This window comes from Streptomyces sp. NBC_01216 (genome assembly GCF_035994945.1).
Classification (GTDB): domain Bacteria; phylum Actinomycetota; class Actinomycetes; order Streptomycetales; family Streptomycetaceae; genus Streptomyces.
Map to the genome: position 1 here is coordinate 3565222 of NZ_CP108677.1, position 16004 is coordinate 3581225.

Here is a 16004-nt window from a genome sequence, read left to right on the forward strand (position 1 = left end):
AATGACCGAAACAGCGGGCCGCCGGCCCGTGCTCCGCGTGGCGGACCTGATCGTGGCCGAAGGGCCCGAGGGGGCCGAGCGCATCCTGGTACCGGGACTGACGACCGCTGTGGCCGCCGGCGAGATCGTCGCCGTCCTCACGGACGACCCGGTGTCGGGGGCCGCCCTGACCGACGTGCTCGGCGGGCTGCGGCGCGCCCAGTACGGCGTCATCACCGTGGGGGACGGCGGGCGGGCGCGCCGCGTCGCCCCGGCCCGCCCCTCCGGGGTGACCGTCCTGCGCATCGGTCGCCCGGCACCCGTGGCGAGGCCCTCCGCCCCGCCGGTCACGGTCGTCGACGCGACCTCGCCCGCGGCCCTGGCAGCGGCCGGCGGGGCGTTCGCGGACGAGGCCGCCGAAGCGGCGCGGACCGCCGCCCGGAGCGGCAGCGCGGTACTCCTCGTCACCACCGACCCCGAGGCCGCGGCTGCGGCCGACCGGTTCGTGCACCTGAACAGGCCCCCGCGGCCCGGCTCCACCGGGCGGACCCCGGAGCCGGCAGCGGGATTCACCATCGAGGCGCTGACCGAGGCCGCCACCGGCTCCCTCACCGGCGCCGGGGTGCCCGCCGAGCGGGCGGCGCTGGTGGCCCGCGTCCTGGTCGACGCCGACGTGCGGGGACACTTCTCGCACGGCGTCGGCCTGCTCCCGATGTATCTCGACCGCATCGAGCGCGGAGGCATCGATCCGGCCGCCGATCCCGAGTGGCTCACCGAAGGCGGCACGGTCGCCGTGCTCGACGCCCATGGCGGCTTCGGCCAGGTCGCCGCCGAACTCGCGGCCGAGCGCTGCGCCCGCCGGGGAGCCGAGACGGGTCTCGCCGCCGTCGCCGTCCGCGGCAACAACCACATCGGGATGCTCGCCGCCTACCGTGAGCACTTCGTGCGTCACGGGGTCGTCGGCCTCGTCCTCAACATCTCCGGCCCGTCCGTCGCCGCGCCCGGCGCCGGACGTCCCACGCTGGGCAACGACGCCGTGTGCATGGTCGTCCCGCGCACCGGACAACGCCCGCTGATCGTCGACTTCGCCACCGGCACCGTCGCCAGCGGCAAGATCCGGCACGCCGCGCACCGGGGCGAGCGGGTGCCCGCCGAATGGCTGGTGGACCGTCAGGGAAGGCCCACCACCGACCCCGAGGAGCTGGACCGGGGCGGCGCCGTACCGGTCTTCGGCGGCCACAAGGGTCTGGGCGTCGCCGTGATCACCGAGGTCCTGGCCGGAATCCTGGCGGGCGGCACGGTCAGCCCGCTGGTGCACAAGCAACGCGCCGAGCCGGAGCGTCCGATGGACTGCTCGCAGCTCTTCCTCGCACTGTCCCCCACGGCCTTCGGCGATCCGCCGGTGGACGAGCTGCTCTCCGTGCTGTCCGGCGCGGTCGCCGCCGGATACCCCCAGGGTGCTCCTCCGGTCCATCTTCCGGAGCAGCGGGAGGAGCTGGCGGAGTCGGCCGCCCGGAACCACGGCGTACCGGTGCCCGCGGCCGTCGCCGAACGGCTCGGGTGGACCGGGAACCGCACGCTCGCCGCCGCCGGGGAGGCACGATGAGCCTCGGGGTGGGAATCGTCGGCTTCGGCGTCGCCGGTCGCCAGCACGCCGCCGCCCTGGACGGGCTGGCGGAGGCCGAGGCCGTCTCGGTGCTCGAACACGACCCGACGGCGGACGTCGGCGCGCTGCGGCGCGCGGGCTCCTGGCGGGAGCTGCTGTCCGACCCGGCGGTCGGACTGGTGGCGCTGTGCGTGCCTCCCGGCGGACGGGCCCGCCTGGCGGTGGAGGCGCTGGAGGCGGGCAAGGCGGTCCTCATCGAGAAGCCGCCGGCGGTGTCGGAAGCGGAGATCGAGCGGGTGACACAGGCCGCGACACAGGCCGGGAAGCCGGTCGGTGTCATGCTGCAGCACCGCATGCGGCTGCCGGACGCGGCCCTGGTCACGGACTGGGCGTCCCCGGCCACCACCGCGATCCTCGAGGTGTCGCGCTTCCGGCCGCCCGCGCACTACCGGCGGGCCGACTGGCGCAGTGACCCGGCCGCCGCCTTCGGCGGCATCGCCGCCCACCTGGGCGTCCACTATCTGGATCTCGCGTGCCAGCTGCTCGGCCGGCCCGAGACCGTACGGCTGGCCGGCAGCAGGGAACTGGCACCCGGCATCGACACCCGGGTCACCGGGCTGGTCGAGTTCCACACCGGAGCCACCCTGGCGTTCACCGTGACCGCCGAGTCGGCGGTGCGTACCGAACGGCTCCAGGTGCTGGGTCCGGCCCGGGGCCTGTGCGTCGCCGACGGCACGGTGAGCACCCAGATGGGGGACACCGAGCAGACCTGGCCGACACTCGCCACCCCCCAGTTGCGGCGCGCGGTCTACCAGGAGATGGCCGAAGCCGTCGCCTCCGGACGCCCGCCCCGCCGCTGCCATCTGGAGGGCGCCCGCGGCGTGACCGAGATCCTCTCCGAGGTCGCCCGGCAGCGGGTGGTGATGGCATGACGACGCTGATCGGTCTCTCCTCCGGCTCGGCCCCGCACCTCGGCGGCGCGGAACTCGCCCGGCACACCCTCTCGTCGGGCGGGACCGTCGTCGACGTACGGGCGGGCAAGGGGCACGCCTGGGAGGCGGAGGGCCTCGCGGGCCTGCGTGACGCCGGCTGCGAGGTGTGCTTCGTGGGGATCGGCGACGTCCTGGGCGAGGCACCCGGCAGGCCGGGAACGGGGCCTCTGGAGCAGGGGCTGCCGGTCAAGGTGTTCGCGGCGGCGGGATGCACGGCGCCCGGCCGGCGCGCGGCGACGCTGCGTCACGTCGACGCCCTGGCCGCCCTGGTGGGCGACCGCGGCCGGGTCCTGGTGGAAACCCATCACGGCTACGCGGACGTCCCCGAACTCGTCGAGCTGTGCGAGCGGGCCGGCACCGGCGTCCTGCTCGACACGATGGGCCTGGCCCGCATCCACCCCGATCCGGTCGCCGCCGCCGCCCGCCTGGCGCCCTGGACGTCGTACGCCCAGGTGAAGGGCTTCGACTGGGAGGCGCCCGGAACCTCCCGGCACCAGCCGCTCGCCACCTCCTGCGCCGCGGCGACCCGCGAGGTGCTCGCGGCGGCCGGCGCACTGCGCGCGGTCACCGTCGAGTCGAAGGCACCGGCCCTCGCCGAGGACCTCGCGCTGCTCCGCGCGTGGTACCCCGCGGAACGCCCGCCCACCGGAACGTCCCGCCGCGCCCCCGCCCCTTCCCCTGCTCGTGCCACGGAGGCCCCCCAGTGAGACTCGCCGTCATCAACGACGAGCTGTCCCAGGACATCGACACGGCCGCGACCGAGGCCGCCCGGCTCGGCTTCGGCGGTCTGGAGATCCGCTCCTCGGGCTGTGTGCCGCCGCACCTGATGGACGACGCGCAGCTCGCCGCCGTCCGGGACGCCGTGACCGGCCACGGTCTGGAGGTCGCCGGCTTCGACCCCCCCGCCCTCAAGTGCGCGCTGCCCCGCACCGACGGCGAGGTCGCGTCCGTCCGCGCTCTGGTCGTCGACGCCGTGCGGCGGGCCGAACTGCTGGGCGCGCCCTTCGTCCGGATCTTCACCTTCTACCGGGAGGGCGACCCGGACCCCCGCCGGGCCGCGAACGCGGCGCGCGAGGTGCTCGACGGCGTGCCGGCCGACCGCGTCCCGCTGGTCGTGGAGACGGGCATGCGCACGAACAGCCCCACGATGCGCCACACCCTGGAGTTCCTCGACGCACTCGGCGACGACCGGCTCGGAGTGCTGTGGGACCCGGGCAACAGCGTCTTCAGCGGCTGGGACCCGGCTCCGTTTCCGCAGGACTACGCCCTCGGCCGGGACCGTATCCGGCACGTCCACGTGAAGGACCCGAACGGCCGCGACGGCTATGTCCGCCTGGGCGACGGGGACCTTCCCTGGCCCGCGATCCTCACCAGGCTCGCCGAGGACGGCTACCGGGGCTGGCTCTCGCTCGAGACGCACTGGCGGATCGGCCGGGAGCCGCTCACCCAGCGGCAGCGCGACGAACCCTGGGGCGAGGAGTTCACGGCGGGCGGCTTCGAGGCCAGTTCACAGTGCATGCGCCTGCTGCGCGAGATGGCGGAGACGGCACGGACCGCTTCCTCGGACGGAGCGAAGGCCACCGCATGACCCCCTCACCGATCATCCTGCTCGGCGGTCAGCGCTGCGGCACGACCGCCCTCGCCTACGCCCTGAACCTGGCGTTCCACCACGCCGGCGGCCACTTCACCGTCAACGGCAAACTGCCCTATCTGCTGCACCGCTGGCTCACCCGCGCGGACCTGGCCGACCGCCACCTGCGGACCGACGAGATCCTTCACGCCCTGGACCGACGGCCGCCGGACGGCGCCGGCGCGGACCACTGGCGCACCCGTGTCGAACACGGTCTGCGCGCCGCCGCCCGCGAGGTGGCGGAAGGCACGGCGGGCGACGACCCCGTCGCGCTCGCCCGGCGCATCCTCGCCGAGAGCGGCGGAGACCTGCCGTTCTGGGGCGACAAGTACAACGAGTACCTGCTGCACCTGCCCTGGCTCGACGCCGTTCTGCCCCGGGCGCGCTACGTCCTGCTGATACGCCACCCCGAGGAGGCCGCCCGTTCCATGCTGCGGTGGACCGGTGACCGCCCCTGGCTGCCGGTGACCCGCGAGGCGGCACTCGCCAAGTGGACCGCGTGGAACACCCACGGTCTCGACCTCGCGGCGCGGACTCCGGGGGACCGGCTGCTGGTGATCGAGTACCAGGCCCTGTGCCGGGGAGAGGAGACCGCGCGCCTCTCGGAGTTCACCGGACTCGACCTCACGCACGCGCTGCGGGGCCTGTGCCCCCGCACCCCCGCCGTCACGGACGACGACCTTCCGCCGGCGACGGCGGAGGTCTGGCGGGCGCTGCGTGACGCCGCGACCCCCACACCCGCCGCCGATTCCCCCGCTCCCGCCACGACGACCCCCTGAAGGTGATCCCCCTGTCCTCCCAGCCCTCCGCAGCCCGCGTCCTCGTCCTCGGCGGCAAGGCCGGCATCGTCCGCAAGGCCGCCGAACTCGGTTTCGAGGTGGTGCACGTCCAGAAGCCGTCGGCGTTCGACCCCGACGTCGTGGCGCACTGCGCCCAGCTGCTGCTGGTGGACTACCAGGACGTGCCGACCGTCACCGCCCTGGTCCGCGCGCTCCATGAGCAGCAGCCCTTCTCCAGGGTGTTCACCCAGACCGAAGCCGCCCAGGCGGTGGCCGGGCATCTCACCGACACGCTGGGTCTGCCGGGCAACGGCGCCCGCACGACCCGGCTCCTGCACGACAAGCCCGCCCTGCGGGCCCTGCTCAACGAACGGGGCATCGGCCCCGTCGCCACCCTCACCGACCCGGGCCACGAGGAGCTGCGCGACTTCGTGGCCACGCACGGCGCGGCCGTGCTCAAGCCGACCATGGGCTCCGGCAGCCTCGGCGTACGCAAGATCCACTCGGTCGACGAGGTCGCGGCCGCCTGGGCCTGGCGGGAGGAGTTCGGCCTCGACGCGTTCATGGTCGAGCAGCTCCTCGTCGGCCGGGAGCTGAGCGTGGAGAGCTTCTCCGCGCGGGGCCGGCACCGGATCGTCGCGATCACCGGCAAGGACACCGGAGGCGGTGTGGTGGAACTCGGCCACACCGTCCCCGCCTCGCTCGGCGACGACGAGCGGCGCTCCGTCGGCGAGCAGGTGACCGCACTCCTCGACGCCGTCGGTCTCACCGACGGACCCGCCCACACCGAGGTCGTCCTCACCGCCGACGGGCCCCGGGTCATCGAGTCGCACAGCCGCCGGGGTGGCGACCGCATCAACGACCTGGTGCGGCTGGTCCACGGCGTCGACCTGGAGGAGGCCACCTACCGGCTCGCCCGGGAGGCCGACCCGCTGCCCGCCGACTGTCCGGCCCGTGGCGCGGCGGCGATCCGTTTCCTGGTCGCCGAACCCGGCCAGGTCACGGCCGTGACCGGCGTCGCGGACGCCGAATCGGCCGAGGGCGTGGTCCAGGTCGACGTGCGGGTGTCGGCCGGCGACACCGTGCACGAGCTGCGCTGGTCGGAGGACCGGTGCGGATACGTGATGGCGTACGCGGCGGACACCCGGACCGCCGAGCGGCTGGCCCGGGAGGCCGCCGCCCGCATCGCGATCACCACGACCCCGGTCGCCGACACCTCCCCGGCCACCCTCGGCGACCTGCTCGGCGAGGTGGACGAGGTGCTGAACCCCTTCGCCACGACGACGCCGTGAGCCACCCGACAGCAAGGAGTAGTACGGCCATGAGTACGGCAGAGCACATACCGCCGCACGTCGGAGCTGACACCGAGGACCGGGCGCCGGCCCGGAGGCGCAAGCGGGTGTCGGTCGTCGTCGCCACCCGCAACCGGCCCGCCGACATCCGGGAGCTGCTCCAGGCGACCGCTGTCTGCGACACGGGCGTGGTCCACGAGGTCGTTCTCGTCGACGACGCCTCCGAGGTGCCCCTGCGGGTCGACGCGGCGCCGTACCCCTTCGAGGTACGGCTGATCCGCAATCCGCGACAGCGGGGCGCCGCCGCCAGTCGCAACCTGGCCGCCCGGGAGGCGACCGGTGACGTCCTGGCCTTCCTGGACGACGACGCCCGGCCGCTGCCGGACTGGTTCCACGTCCTCGACACCGCTCTGACCGAGGACCGGGCGGCGATCACCGGCCGCGTCCTGCCCTTCGACAGCGGAGTGGTGGCCCGCGCGCGTCAGTACCGCTACGAGCTGCGCTACGCCCAGCACGCCGCGGACAGCCCGGTCACCTTCTTCGCCGGCGGCAACTCCGCCGTGTGGACGGAGTCGTTCCTGGCGGCCGACGGCTTCCCGGACGTCGTCACCGCGAGCGACAACGGGCTCGTCGAACGGCTGTCGGCAGGGGGCGGCCGGGTCCATTTCGCCCCGGCCCTCCGGGTGGCGCACCGCAACAGCAAAGGCGCGGGCATCGCCTTCCGCGAGGCATGGCGGGCCGGCCGGCTGGCGCCCCGCAGCACCCCCGCCGCCGCCTTGCGCCGGTTCACCGCCAGCGCCCGGATCCAGCCCTGGTCCGACGATCCCGCCGCCGCGGGTCTCAACCTCGGCCTGCAGGCGGCGAACTCACTGGCCACCGCGCTTCCGGTGGGCTGAGCGGTGGCGAGCGCACGAGGCCCCGAGGCCGTCGGGGGGCCCGGCCCCACGGGGCCGGGTGCGACGGTCTGGCTGACCGGTCTGCCGAGCGCGGGCAAGACGACCATCGCCCACGAACTCGCGGGACGGTTGCGGGGTGCGGGCCATCGGGTCGAGGTGCTGGACGGCGACGAGATCCGCACGTTCCTCTCCGCGGGGCTCGGCTTCGGCCGCGCGGACCGGGACACCAACGTCCAGCGGATCGGCTTCGTGGCGGAGGCCCTGGCCCGCAACGGGGTCGTCGTCCTGGTGCCTGTGATCGCTCCGTACGAGGACAGCCGGCGTGCGGTCCGGGAGCGCCACGACCGCGGCGGCACCGCGTACCTGGAAGTGCATGTCGCGGCGCCGGTGGAGGTGTGTTCGGTGCGTGATGTGAAGGGGCTGTACGCCCGGCAGGCGGCGGGTGAGATCAGTGGTCTCACCGGGGTCGACGACCCCTACGAGGAGCCGCGCGATCCCGATCTGCGGATCGAGTCCCACAACCAGACCGTGCAGGAGTCAGCGGCGGCGCTGCACGCGCTGCTCACCGAGAGGAGCCTGGCATGACCGTGACCGTGGCGGAGTCCTCCGGCGTCCCTCGTCGAGGCGCGTCGGGGGGTGATGCCTTCGCCCTGTCGCATCTCGACTCGCTGGAGTCGGAGGCGGTGCACATCTTCCGTGAGGTGGCGGGTGAGTTCGAGCGGCCGGTGATCCTGTTCTCCGGTGGTAAGGACTCGATCGTGATGCTGCATCTGGCGTTGAAGGCGTTCGCGCCGGCGCCGGTGCCGTTCACGTTGCTGCATGTGGACACCGGGCACAACTTTCCCGAGGTGCTGGAGTACCGGGACCGGACGGTCGCCGCGCACGGGCTGCGGTTGTATGTCGCCTCCGTGCAGGACTACATCGACGACGGCCGGTTGCGGGAGCGCCCGGACGGGACGCGTAACCCGTTGCAGACGGTGCCGTTGACGGAGGCGATCCGTCAGCACCGGTTCGACGCGGTGTTCGGTGGCGGCCGGCGTGACGAGGAGAAGGCGCGGGCCAAGGAGCGGGTGTTCTCCCTGCGCGACGAGTTCTCGCAGTGGGACCCGCGTCGTCAGCGGCCCGAGCTGTGGCAGCTGTACAACGGGCGGCACGCGCCGGGTGAGCACGTGCGGGTGTTCCCGTTGTCGAACTGGACCGAGCTGGACGTGTGGCAGTACATCCAGCGCGAGGACATCGCCCTGCCCCGGATCTACTTCGCGCACGAGCGGGAGGTCTTCGCCCGTGACGGGATGTGGCTGGCCCCCGGAGCGTGGGGCGGTCCGAGGGACGGCGAGCGGGTGGAGAAGCGGCTGGTGCGCTACCGCACCGTCGGCGACATGTCCTGCACCGGCGCCGTCGACTCCGACGCCACCACCCTGGACGCCGTGATCGCCGAGATCGCCGCCTCCCGCCTCACCGAACGCGGCGCCACCCGCGCCGACGACAAGATGTCCGAGGCCGCGATGGAAGACCGCAAACGCGAAGGGTACTTCTAGCCATGACCAGCACCACCGAACAGTTCGCCGACCTCTCCGCCACCACCCTGCTGCGCTTCGCGACCGCCGGCTCCGTCGACGACGGCAAGTCCACCCTCGTCGGCCGCCTGCTCCACGACTCCAAATCGGTCCTCACCGACCAGCTCGAAGCCGTCGAACACGCCTCCCGCTCCCGCGGCCAGGAAACCCCCGACCTCGCACTGCTCACCGACGGCCTGCGCGCCGAACGCGAGCAGGGCATCACCATCGACGTGGCCTACCGCTACTTCGCCACCAGCCGACGCCGCTTCATCCTCGCCGACACCCCCGGCCACGTGCAGTACACCCGCAACATGGTCACCGGCGCCTCCACCGCCGACCTCGCCCTCGTCCTCGTCGACGCCCGCAACGGCGTCGTCGAACAAACCCGCCGCCACGCCGCCGTCGCCGCACTCCTACGCGTCCCGCACGTCGTCCTCGCCGTCAACAAGATGGACCTCGTCGACTACGCCGAGCCCGTGTTCGCCGCCATCGCCGAGGAGTTCACCCGGTACGCCACCGCGCTCGGCGTCCCCGAGATCACCGCCATCCCCCTCTCCGCGCTCGCCGGCGACAACGTCGTGGAACCCTCCGCGCACATGGACTGGTACGGCGGCCCCACCGTCCTCGAACACCTGGAGCATGTGCCGTCGGGTGTTTTCCCGCGCCGCTCCCGGGCCGAGGCCCGCTTCCCGGTGCAGTACGTGATCCGTCCGCGGACCGCCGAGCACCCCGACTACCGCGGCTACGCCGGGCAGATCGCCGCCGGAGCCTTCCGCGTCGGCGAACGGATCACCGTGCTCCCCTCGGGCCGGACCAGCACCATCGAGGCCATCGACGCCCTCGGCGACCCGGTCGACATCGCCTGGGCACCCCAGTCGGTCACCATCCGGCTCGCCGACGACATCGACATCTCCCGCGGCGACCTCATCGCCCCCGCCGACGACGCCCCGCCCACCAGCCAGGACGTCGAGGCCACCGTCTGCCACGTCGCCGACACACCGCTCACCCTCGGCCAGCGCGTCCTGCTCAAGCACACCACCCGCACGGTCAAGGCCCTCGTCAAGGAGATCCCCTCTCGCCTCACCCTCGACGACCTCTCCCAGCACCCCCAGCCGGGACGGCTCGTCGCCAACGCGATCGGCCGGGTCGTGGTCCGCACCGCCGAACCCCTCGCCCTCGACGCCTACGCCGACTCCCGCCGCACCGGCTCCTTCCTCCTCATCGACCCCGCCGACGGCACCACCCTCGCCGCCGGCATGGCCGGCGAATCCTTCGCCCGTACCGGGACGCGAGCCGGCGCCGGTGACGACGCCGGTGACGAGGGTTGGGACTTCTGACCACGGCGCCGACCCACACGGGTGACCGCGCGCCTGCCGGGACAGGATGCGCCGGGATCGTCCGGAGACGACCGTGTGTCGACGTCCGCCGGACCGTGGCGGTCGGTGTCCGGGCACCAGCGGGTAGGTTCTGACCTGTGTTTTTCGCTCCTGCCGTTCCCGGTGCCAGCGGGCGGACGGCCGACCGCTGATCCTGCGTTTCGCGCACGAGATGAACGGCACCTGGTTTCCGTGGGGCCGTGGGTGACGCTCGCGGTCCTCGCTCTGGGAGCCGTCCTCCGGGCCGCCGCCGAGATACGGCACTCGTCCGGAGCGCTCGCGTACACCGGGCCCGTGCCCCGCGGCGCCCCGTCGGGTTGCCCTGTGAGGGCGTCGGACGGCGATTCGCGGGCAGCGGCTGAGCCGGTCTGGGCCGGACGGGTGGTGTTCATCGGAAGAACTGCGCGGCGGCGGCGTCGCTCCGAGCATTCCGGGACCGCGTACACATCATGAGAAAGGTATGTAAAGCGCGCAACCCGAAATGAACCATCCGAGAGCGTCATACAAGAGAAAGCGAGGGGCCATGGCCACCGCCAAGGTCAAGCAGTTCTGGTCCGCCTTCATCTCCGTACTCTTCGCCCTGCTCGCCTCCGTCGGCCTGACGGGCACCGCCACCGCCGCCCAGACACCCTCGGTCCAGCAGCCCGAGGAGGCCGCCGCCGGCGCCGCGGTCCGCGCCGAGGGGACGCGCGTCCCGACCGCCGCACCGGTACAGCGGTCGCACCCGTGGAACCCGGTCCGCGACCGGTCGCTGCCGCCCACGATCAAGCAGCGGATCGGCGCCGAGGCGCACGGTTCCTCTCCGTCCGTACGCCACCCGCGCGCCGACTCGTCGCTCGACACCGAGCTCGCCGAGCTCGCCGAGCCGGCGCTCACCGCGGCGGCGTAGAGGTGTCGCGCGGCTTCCGCCGGGTCCTCGTGCCCGCGGTCAGGTCCGCCGCCCCGCCGGCCCGCTCGGGCGAGGTCTCCCGTGGTCCCGCGGAAACGTCCCGAACGCCGGGGCACTTCTCAGGACACGAGAAGTCCGTCAGCTCCCCGCACACCCCACCCTCGGCCGGACAGCCGGGAGCGGGACGGTCCGTCCGGTGCGCGCCGCCCAGCCGGCCGACACCGCACGAAGCGTCCGTGTCCGCCACGCAGCGCATGCACCGCACGCCGGACGCGCACACCCACCACATCCGCGTCCCTCACCCGCACCGCCTCCGGTGCGCGCCACACCCGCCGCCCACCCGGCACGGGACGTCGCGTGGTGAGAACCCGGGTCAGCGACGCTCGTCGCGCTCGGGAGAGTCCTCGTCGGAGGTATCGGCCTCGGCCTGCTTGGCCGCCACCTCGTCTTCGGGAGACCCACTGCCGTCGACGGACGACAGGGGAGCCTTCTCGTCGACCTCGGTGGGAGCGGGGGGTTCGACCAGCCAGTCCGGGTTGGCCTGCCTGTCCCACCACTTCCAGGCGGCGAACGCGCAACCGGCCAGCAGGCCGACGACCGCGAACCGCTTGGCGACGCGTCCGGCCGTGGCCCGACGCTCGTGCTTCCTCACGATCTTCCGAATCTCCTTCGGCGTCACCTGACCGCGCAGCGCCGCCCAGGCGGCGACGGAGCGCGCACCGGCCTCATCCAGCACGGGACCGGTCGCGGCGACCGCGTGTTCGACACGCGGAACGGTGAAGTCGGCCGCCTGCCGGGCGGCCTTGCGGGTCTCGAGCGCGGCGCGGAGCGCTGCCTCCTCGACCTGCGGCGGTACATGCGGTGCGACATGGCAGTCGTACTGCGCGAAAGCCTGCGCACGGGCCTGCCGGGCGGCCTTCGAGACCTTCGGCCCGAGCCGGACGCGTGCCTCGTGCGCGTAGAGCGTGGCGTGGTCCTTGGCCGTGCCCGCGTACTGCACGGCGTGGTCCCTGGCCGTGACGGCATAGGGCGCCACCACATCCGCCGCGTGCTGCACGCTTTCCCTGGCCGAATCAGTCGCGGCGCGCACGCTGTCCATCCGGGTCACGAGAACCTCCTCCTCGGTGGCGGTTGGTTTTTCGCCTTTCCACCCTTTTCGAAATCATGCCTGCCCTTCCGTGGTCCGGCATGCGGGGCTGGCATCCGGGGCATGCGAGGATCGGACGGCCAGAGGAGACCGACGGAAGGCACACCGTGGCCGAGCAGCTTTACGCCACCCTCAAGACCAGCCAGGGCGACATCGAGATCCGGCTGCTGCCGTTCCACGCTCCGAAGACGGTCAGGAACTTCGTCGAGCTGGCCAGGGGCGAGCGCGAGTGGACTCACCCCGCCACCGGCCGGGTGTCCACGGAGCCGCTCTACGACGGCACGGTCTTCCACCGGGTCATCAAGGACTTCATGATCCAGGGCGGCGACCCGTTGGGGAACGGCACGGGCGGCCCCGGCTACGAGTTCGCCGACGAGTTCCACCCCGAGTTGTTCTTCGACCGGCCCTACCTGCTGGCCATGGCCAACGCGGGTCCGGGCACCAACGGCTCGCAGTTCTTCATCACGGTCGGTGCGACGACCTGGCTCAACCGCAAGCACACGATCTTCGGTGAGGTGGCCGGCGCGCAGAGCCGGAAGGTCGTCGACGCGATCGCCACCGCGGAGACCACCCCGCGCACCGAGCGCCCGGTCCAGGACGTGGTGATCGAGACCGTCGTGATCGAGACCCGCTGACCTTTCCCGCGTTTTCCGGCTTCCCGCACCGGCGCGCGCCTTCCCCGCCCTCCGCGCGGACGGGCGGGAACCTTTTCGCCCCGCTCGTCCGTATGGAGGGCGGGGCGGTGTCATGGGTGCCGCCCCAGCCGTCCATCGTCCCGGGAGGACCTCCATGGAGCCGGAGTCCGGCCTGCCGCATTGCTACCGTCACCCGGACGTCGCGACCGGCATCCGCTGCACGCGGTGCGAGAAGCCGATCTGCCCCCAGTGCATGGTGTCCGCGGCCGTCGGCTTCCAGTGCCCCGACTGCGTCCGGAACGGCTCAGGTACGGGCCACGCGGCCGACGCCAACCAGCCCCGTACTCTCGCGGGCGGCCGGGTCGCGTCCGACGGGCGTCTCGTCACCAAGATCCTCATCGCGGTCAACCTCGCCCTCTTCATCGCCGTCCAGGTCGCCGGGGACCGGATCGTGGACGAGCTGGCGCTGATCGGCTACGCGTACGACCCCGCGCTCGGCGAGGTGGTGGGCGTCGCGGACGGCGAGTGGTACCGGTTGCTGACCTCGACGGTGCTCCAGCAGGAGATCCCGCACTTCGCCTTCAACATGCTGGGCCTGTGGATCATCGGCGGGATCGTCGAGCCCGAACTCGGGCGCCTTCGCTACGCCACGCTCTGCCTGCTGTCCGGACTCTCCGGATCGGCGCTCGCCTATGTGGTGTCCGCCCCGAACCAGCCCTCGCTGGGCGCCTCGGGCGTCGTCTTCGGGCTGATCGGCGCCTGGGCGGTGCTCGCCCGCCGCCGGCGCTACGACATGCGTCCGGTGGTCCTCTTCGTGGGCCTGTCGCTGCTGCTCACCTTCACCCGCCCGGGGATCTCCTGGGAGGCCCACATCGGCGGCCTCGTCGGCGGCGCTGTGGTCGCCTACGGCCTGCTGCACGCACCGCGTGCCCGGCGGGACCTGGTGCAGTACGCGGCCTGTGGACTGGTGCTGCTGGTCGACCTGGGGATGATCCTCGTCCGGTCGGCGACGCTCACCTGAGTGAAGCGGCCGGTGCCCCACCGCGCGCCAAGCTTTCCCCAGAGTTATCCACAGTGCGTGGCGGATCTTGTGCATCCCGTGGGGAACGACACCGCCCCTTGCCCCTGAGCTGGGATTCTCCAGCAGGGGCAAGGGGTGGTGTGTTCCGTGGACGAAGCCGCGGCAGTCACACCGGCGTCAACCGCGTGTGAGTTATCCACAGATCTTCGTAAGTTATCCAGGGGTGTGCACAACGCTGTGGATAACCTCAGGGCAAGGCTTGACGGGCGGGGCCGGAAGGAGCTACTTCCACTGCGTCGAGACGCCGAATCCGGCCGCGATGAAGCCGAAGCCCACCACGATGTTCCAGTTGTTGATGGACTTCACCGGCAGCGAGCCGTCGGTGACGTAGAAGACCACGATCCACACCAGCCCGATCAGGAACAGCGCCAGCATCACCGGCGCCACCCAGCTGCGGTTGGTCAGCTTGATGTTCGTGGTCTGCTTGGCGGGCGGAGGCGTGAAGTCGGCCTTCTTGCGGATCCGTGACTTCGGCACGAGGGACTCTCCTGTCGATGCGCTGCGTGACCGCGCAGGGAACTGTGGCTGGCGCCGGGATGTGACGCAGGAGGACCACTGCGTCCCCCGGGCGTCCGTTAGCGTAGTGCTTCCGTGGCACCGAAGGGGATCAGGGTACGTTGAGCAATTCCGCCGACACTCCCTCCGGGCCCGGCCGACCTGGACGATGGCGGCCGGTCCGGCTGCTGACCGCTGCCGTTTTCGCCCTCGCCGGGCTGATCTTCGTCACCAGCTTCAACACCGCCAAGGGCACCAATCTGCGCACCGACGCCTCGCTCCTGCGGTTCTCCGACCTCATCGAGGAGCGCAGCCACAAGAACGCCGGTCTGGACGAGTCCACCGCCGTCCTGCGCGCGGAGGTCGACGCCCTGGCCGACCGGGACAACGGCTCCACCGAAGCCGAGGACGCGCGACTGCACGCCCTGGAGGAGGCCGCGGGGACCACCGAGACCTCCGGCCCCGGACTCACGGTCACCCTCGACGACGCCCCGCCCAACGCACAGGCCGCCCCCGGCTACCCCGAACCCCAGGCCAACGACCTCGTCATCCACCAGCAGGACCTCCAGGCGGTCGTCAACGCCCTCTGGCAGGGCGGCGCCGAGGGCATCAAGGTCATGGACCAGCGGCTCATCTCGACCAGCGCCGTGCGCTGCGTCGGCAACACCCTGATCCTCCAGGGCCGCGTCTACTCCCCGCCGTACAAGATCACCGCGGTGGGGGACCGGGACGCGCTGCGCCGGGCGCTGTCCGACTCCCCGGCGATCCAGAACTACCAGCTGTACGTGAAGGCGTACGGGCTCGGCTGGAAGGTCGACGAGCACAAGGCGGTGACTCTTCCCGGCTATTCGGGCACAGTGGATCTCCACTACGCGCAGCCGGTGGGCTAGCGGGGCCGTTCCGCGGGGTGCCCGGCACGGGGACCGGCCGAGGGGAGGTCAGGTCCGGTGTCGGTGCGACTGATCGTCAGGACGTTCAGCGAACTCTGCGTCACCCTCGGAACCCTGATCGTCCTCTTCGTCGTCCACCTCCTGTTCTGGACCGGTGTCGAGGCCGACGGCGCCAGCGCCGGGCAGCTCCGCACCCTCCGGAACGCCTGGGAGACCCGACCCCGGCCGGACCCCTCCTCGACGGCCGCCCCGGCCGCTCCCCGCCCCTACGCCCCCGGTGAGGGCCTCGCCGTCATGTACGTCCCCCGCCTCGGCGGGGACTGGGAGTGGCCCGTCCTCGAGGGCACCGCGACCGGCACCCTGAAGAAGGGCCTCGGCCACTACACCGGCGGTGCGCGGCTCGGCGAGACCGGCAACTTCGCCGTGGCCGGCCACCGCCGCACGTACGGAGATCCGTTCAGGGACTTCCCCCGGCTGCGGCCCGGTGACGCCGTCGTCCTCACCGACGGCACCACCTGGTACACCTACCGTGTCGCCCGCGCCCCGTACCGGACCGTGCCCACGGACACCGGGGTGATCGCCCCGGTCCCGGCGCCGCTGCGCACCGACGCGGCCGTCTTCGACGGACCGGGGCGCTACCTCACCCTCACCACCTGCGACCCGGAGTGGGGCAGCAGCCACCGGCTGGTCGTCTGGGCGCACCTGGACGCCACCCAGCCCGTGACACGGGGCAGGCCGCCGTCTTTGGGCGGCTGACA

At 72.7% G+C, this 16004-nt stretch carries 17 protein-coding genes; 15 read left to right on the forward strand and 2 right to left on the reverse strand.

The window, feature by feature from the left end; genetic code table 11:
• Position 1: 1 nt before the first annotated feature.
• The 11 genes from OG393_RS15645 to OG393_RS15695 all read left to right on the forward strand — a co-directional run bounded on the left by OG393_RS15645 (position 2) and on the right by OG393_RS15695 (position 10998).
• Positions 2-1585: an Ldh family oxidoreductase gene (locus OG393_RS15645; protein ID WP_327375265.1), complete on the forward strand. Its 1584-nt coding sequence runs from the start codon at positions 2-4 to the stop codon at positions 1583-1585.
• Complete coding sequence (locus OG393_RS15650; RefSeq protein ID WP_327375266.1) at positions 1582-2517, forward strand: Gfo/Idh/MocA family protein; 936 nt, start codon at positions 1582-1584, stop codon at positions 2515-2517. Before OG393_RS15645 ends, OG393_RS15650 begins: the two co-directional genes overlap by 4 nt.
• Positions 2514-3284: a hypothetical protein gene (locus OG393_RS15655; RefSeq protein WP_327375267.1), complete on the forward strand. Its 771-nt coding sequence runs from the start codon at positions 2514-2516 to the stop codon at positions 3282-3284. The genes OG393_RS15650 and OG393_RS15655 overlap by 4 nt, the downstream gene beginning before the upstream one ends.
• Positions 3281-4165 carry a sugar phosphate isomerase/epimerase family protein gene (locus OG393_RS15660; RefSeq protein ID WP_327375268.1) on the forward strand — a complete coding sequence of 295 codons (885 nt, stop codon included), beginning with the start codon at positions 3281-3283 and terminating at the stop codon, positions 4163-4165. The genes OG393_RS15655 and OG393_RS15660 overlap by 4 nt, the downstream gene beginning before the upstream one ends.
• Entirely contained in the window at positions 4162-4986 is an 825-nt protein-coding gene (locus OG393_RS15665) for a sulfotransferase (RefSeq protein WP_327375269.1), read from the forward strand. The genes OG393_RS15660 and OG393_RS15665 overlap by 4 nt, the downstream gene beginning before the upstream one ends.
• A 2-nt stretch (positions 4987-4988) precedes the next feature.
• The gene (locus OG393_RS15670) at positions 4989-6278 is read left to right on the forward strand and encodes an ATP-grasp domain-containing protein (protein ID WP_327375270.1); all 1290 of its coding nucleotides are present in this window, start codon (positions 4989-4991) and stop codon (positions 6276-6278) included.
• 29 nt (positions 6279-6307) lie between these two features.
• Complete coding sequence (locus OG393_RS15675; RefSeq protein WP_327375271.1) at positions 6308-7174, forward strand: glycosyltransferase family 2 protein; 867 nt, start codon at positions 6308-6310, stop codon at positions 7172-7174.
• A 3-nt stretch (positions 7175-7177) separates the two neighbouring features.
• Positions 7178-7759: an adenylyl-sulfate kinase gene (cysC, locus tag OG393_RS15680; protein WP_327375272.1), complete on the forward strand. Its 582-nt coding sequence runs from the start codon at positions 7178-7180 to the stop codon at positions 7757-7759.
• Entirely contained in the window at positions 7756-8712 is a 957-nt protein-coding gene (gene cysD, locus OG393_RS15685) for a sulfate adenylyltransferase subunit CysD (protein WP_327375273.1), read from the forward strand. The genes cysC and cysD overlap by 4 nt, the downstream gene beginning before the upstream one ends.
• Positions 8713-8714: 2 nt before the next feature.
• Positions 8715-10070 carry a sulfate adenylyltransferase subunit 1 gene (locus OG393_RS15690; protein ID WP_327375274.1) on the forward strand — a complete coding sequence of 452 codons (1356 nt, stop codon included), beginning with the start codon at positions 8715-8717 and terminating at the stop codon, positions 10068-10070.
• Positions 10071-10632: 562 nt separating this feature from the next.
• Positions 10633-10998, forward strand: a complete 366-nt coding sequence (locus OG393_RS15695) for a DUF6344 domain-containing protein (protein WP_327375275.1) — start codon at positions 10633-10635, stop codon at positions 10996-10998.
• 373 nt (positions 10999-11371) lie between these two features.
• Here the strand turns inward: OG393_RS15695 and OG393_RS15700 are convergent, their stop codons facing one another.
• Positions 11372-12106 (reverse strand): DUF5324 family protein, encoded by a 735-nt coding sequence (locus tag OG393_RS15700; protein ID WP_327375276.1) that lies wholly within the window; start codon positions 12104-12106, stop codon positions 11372-11374.
• A 146-nt stretch (positions 12107-12252) separates the two neighbouring features.
• On the opposite strand from OG393_RS15700, the gene OG393_RS15705 reads away from it, so the two are divergent.
• Positions 12253-12780, forward strand: a complete 528-nt coding sequence (locus tag OG393_RS15705) for a peptidylprolyl isomerase (RefSeq protein ID WP_327375277.1) — start codon at positions 12253-12255, stop codon at positions 12778-12780.
• A gap of 154 nt (positions 12781-12934) precedes the next feature.
• Positions 12935-13801: a rhomboid family intramembrane serine protease gene (locus OG393_RS15710; RefSeq protein WP_327375278.1), complete on the forward strand. Its 867-nt coding sequence runs from the start codon at positions 12935-12937 to the stop codon at positions 13799-13801.
• A gap of 282 nt (positions 13802-14083) precedes the next feature.
• Here the strand turns inward: OG393_RS15710 and crgA are convergent, their stop codons facing one another.
• On the reverse strand, positions 14084-14338 hold the full coding sequence (gene crgA / locus OG393_RS15715) for a cell division protein CrgA (protein WP_327375279.1): 255 nt from the start codon (positions 14336-14338) through the stop codon (positions 14084-14086).
• Between the two features lie 140 nt (positions 14339-14478).
• On the opposite strand from crgA, the gene OG393_RS15720 reads away from it, so the two are divergent.
• Both OG393_RS15720 and OG393_RS15725 read left to right on the forward strand, forming a co-directional pair.
• Entirely contained in the window at positions 14479-15246 is a 768-nt protein-coding gene (locus OG393_RS15720) for a DUF881 domain-containing protein (RefSeq protein ID WP_327375280.1), read from the forward strand.
• A gap of 57 nt (positions 15247-15303) precedes the next feature.
• A complete protein-coding gene (locus OG393_RS15725; protein ID WP_327375281.1) occupies positions 15304-16002 on the forward strand; it encodes a class E sortase in 699 nt (232 codons plus the stop codon).
• Positions 16003-16004: the final 2 nt, after the last annotated feature.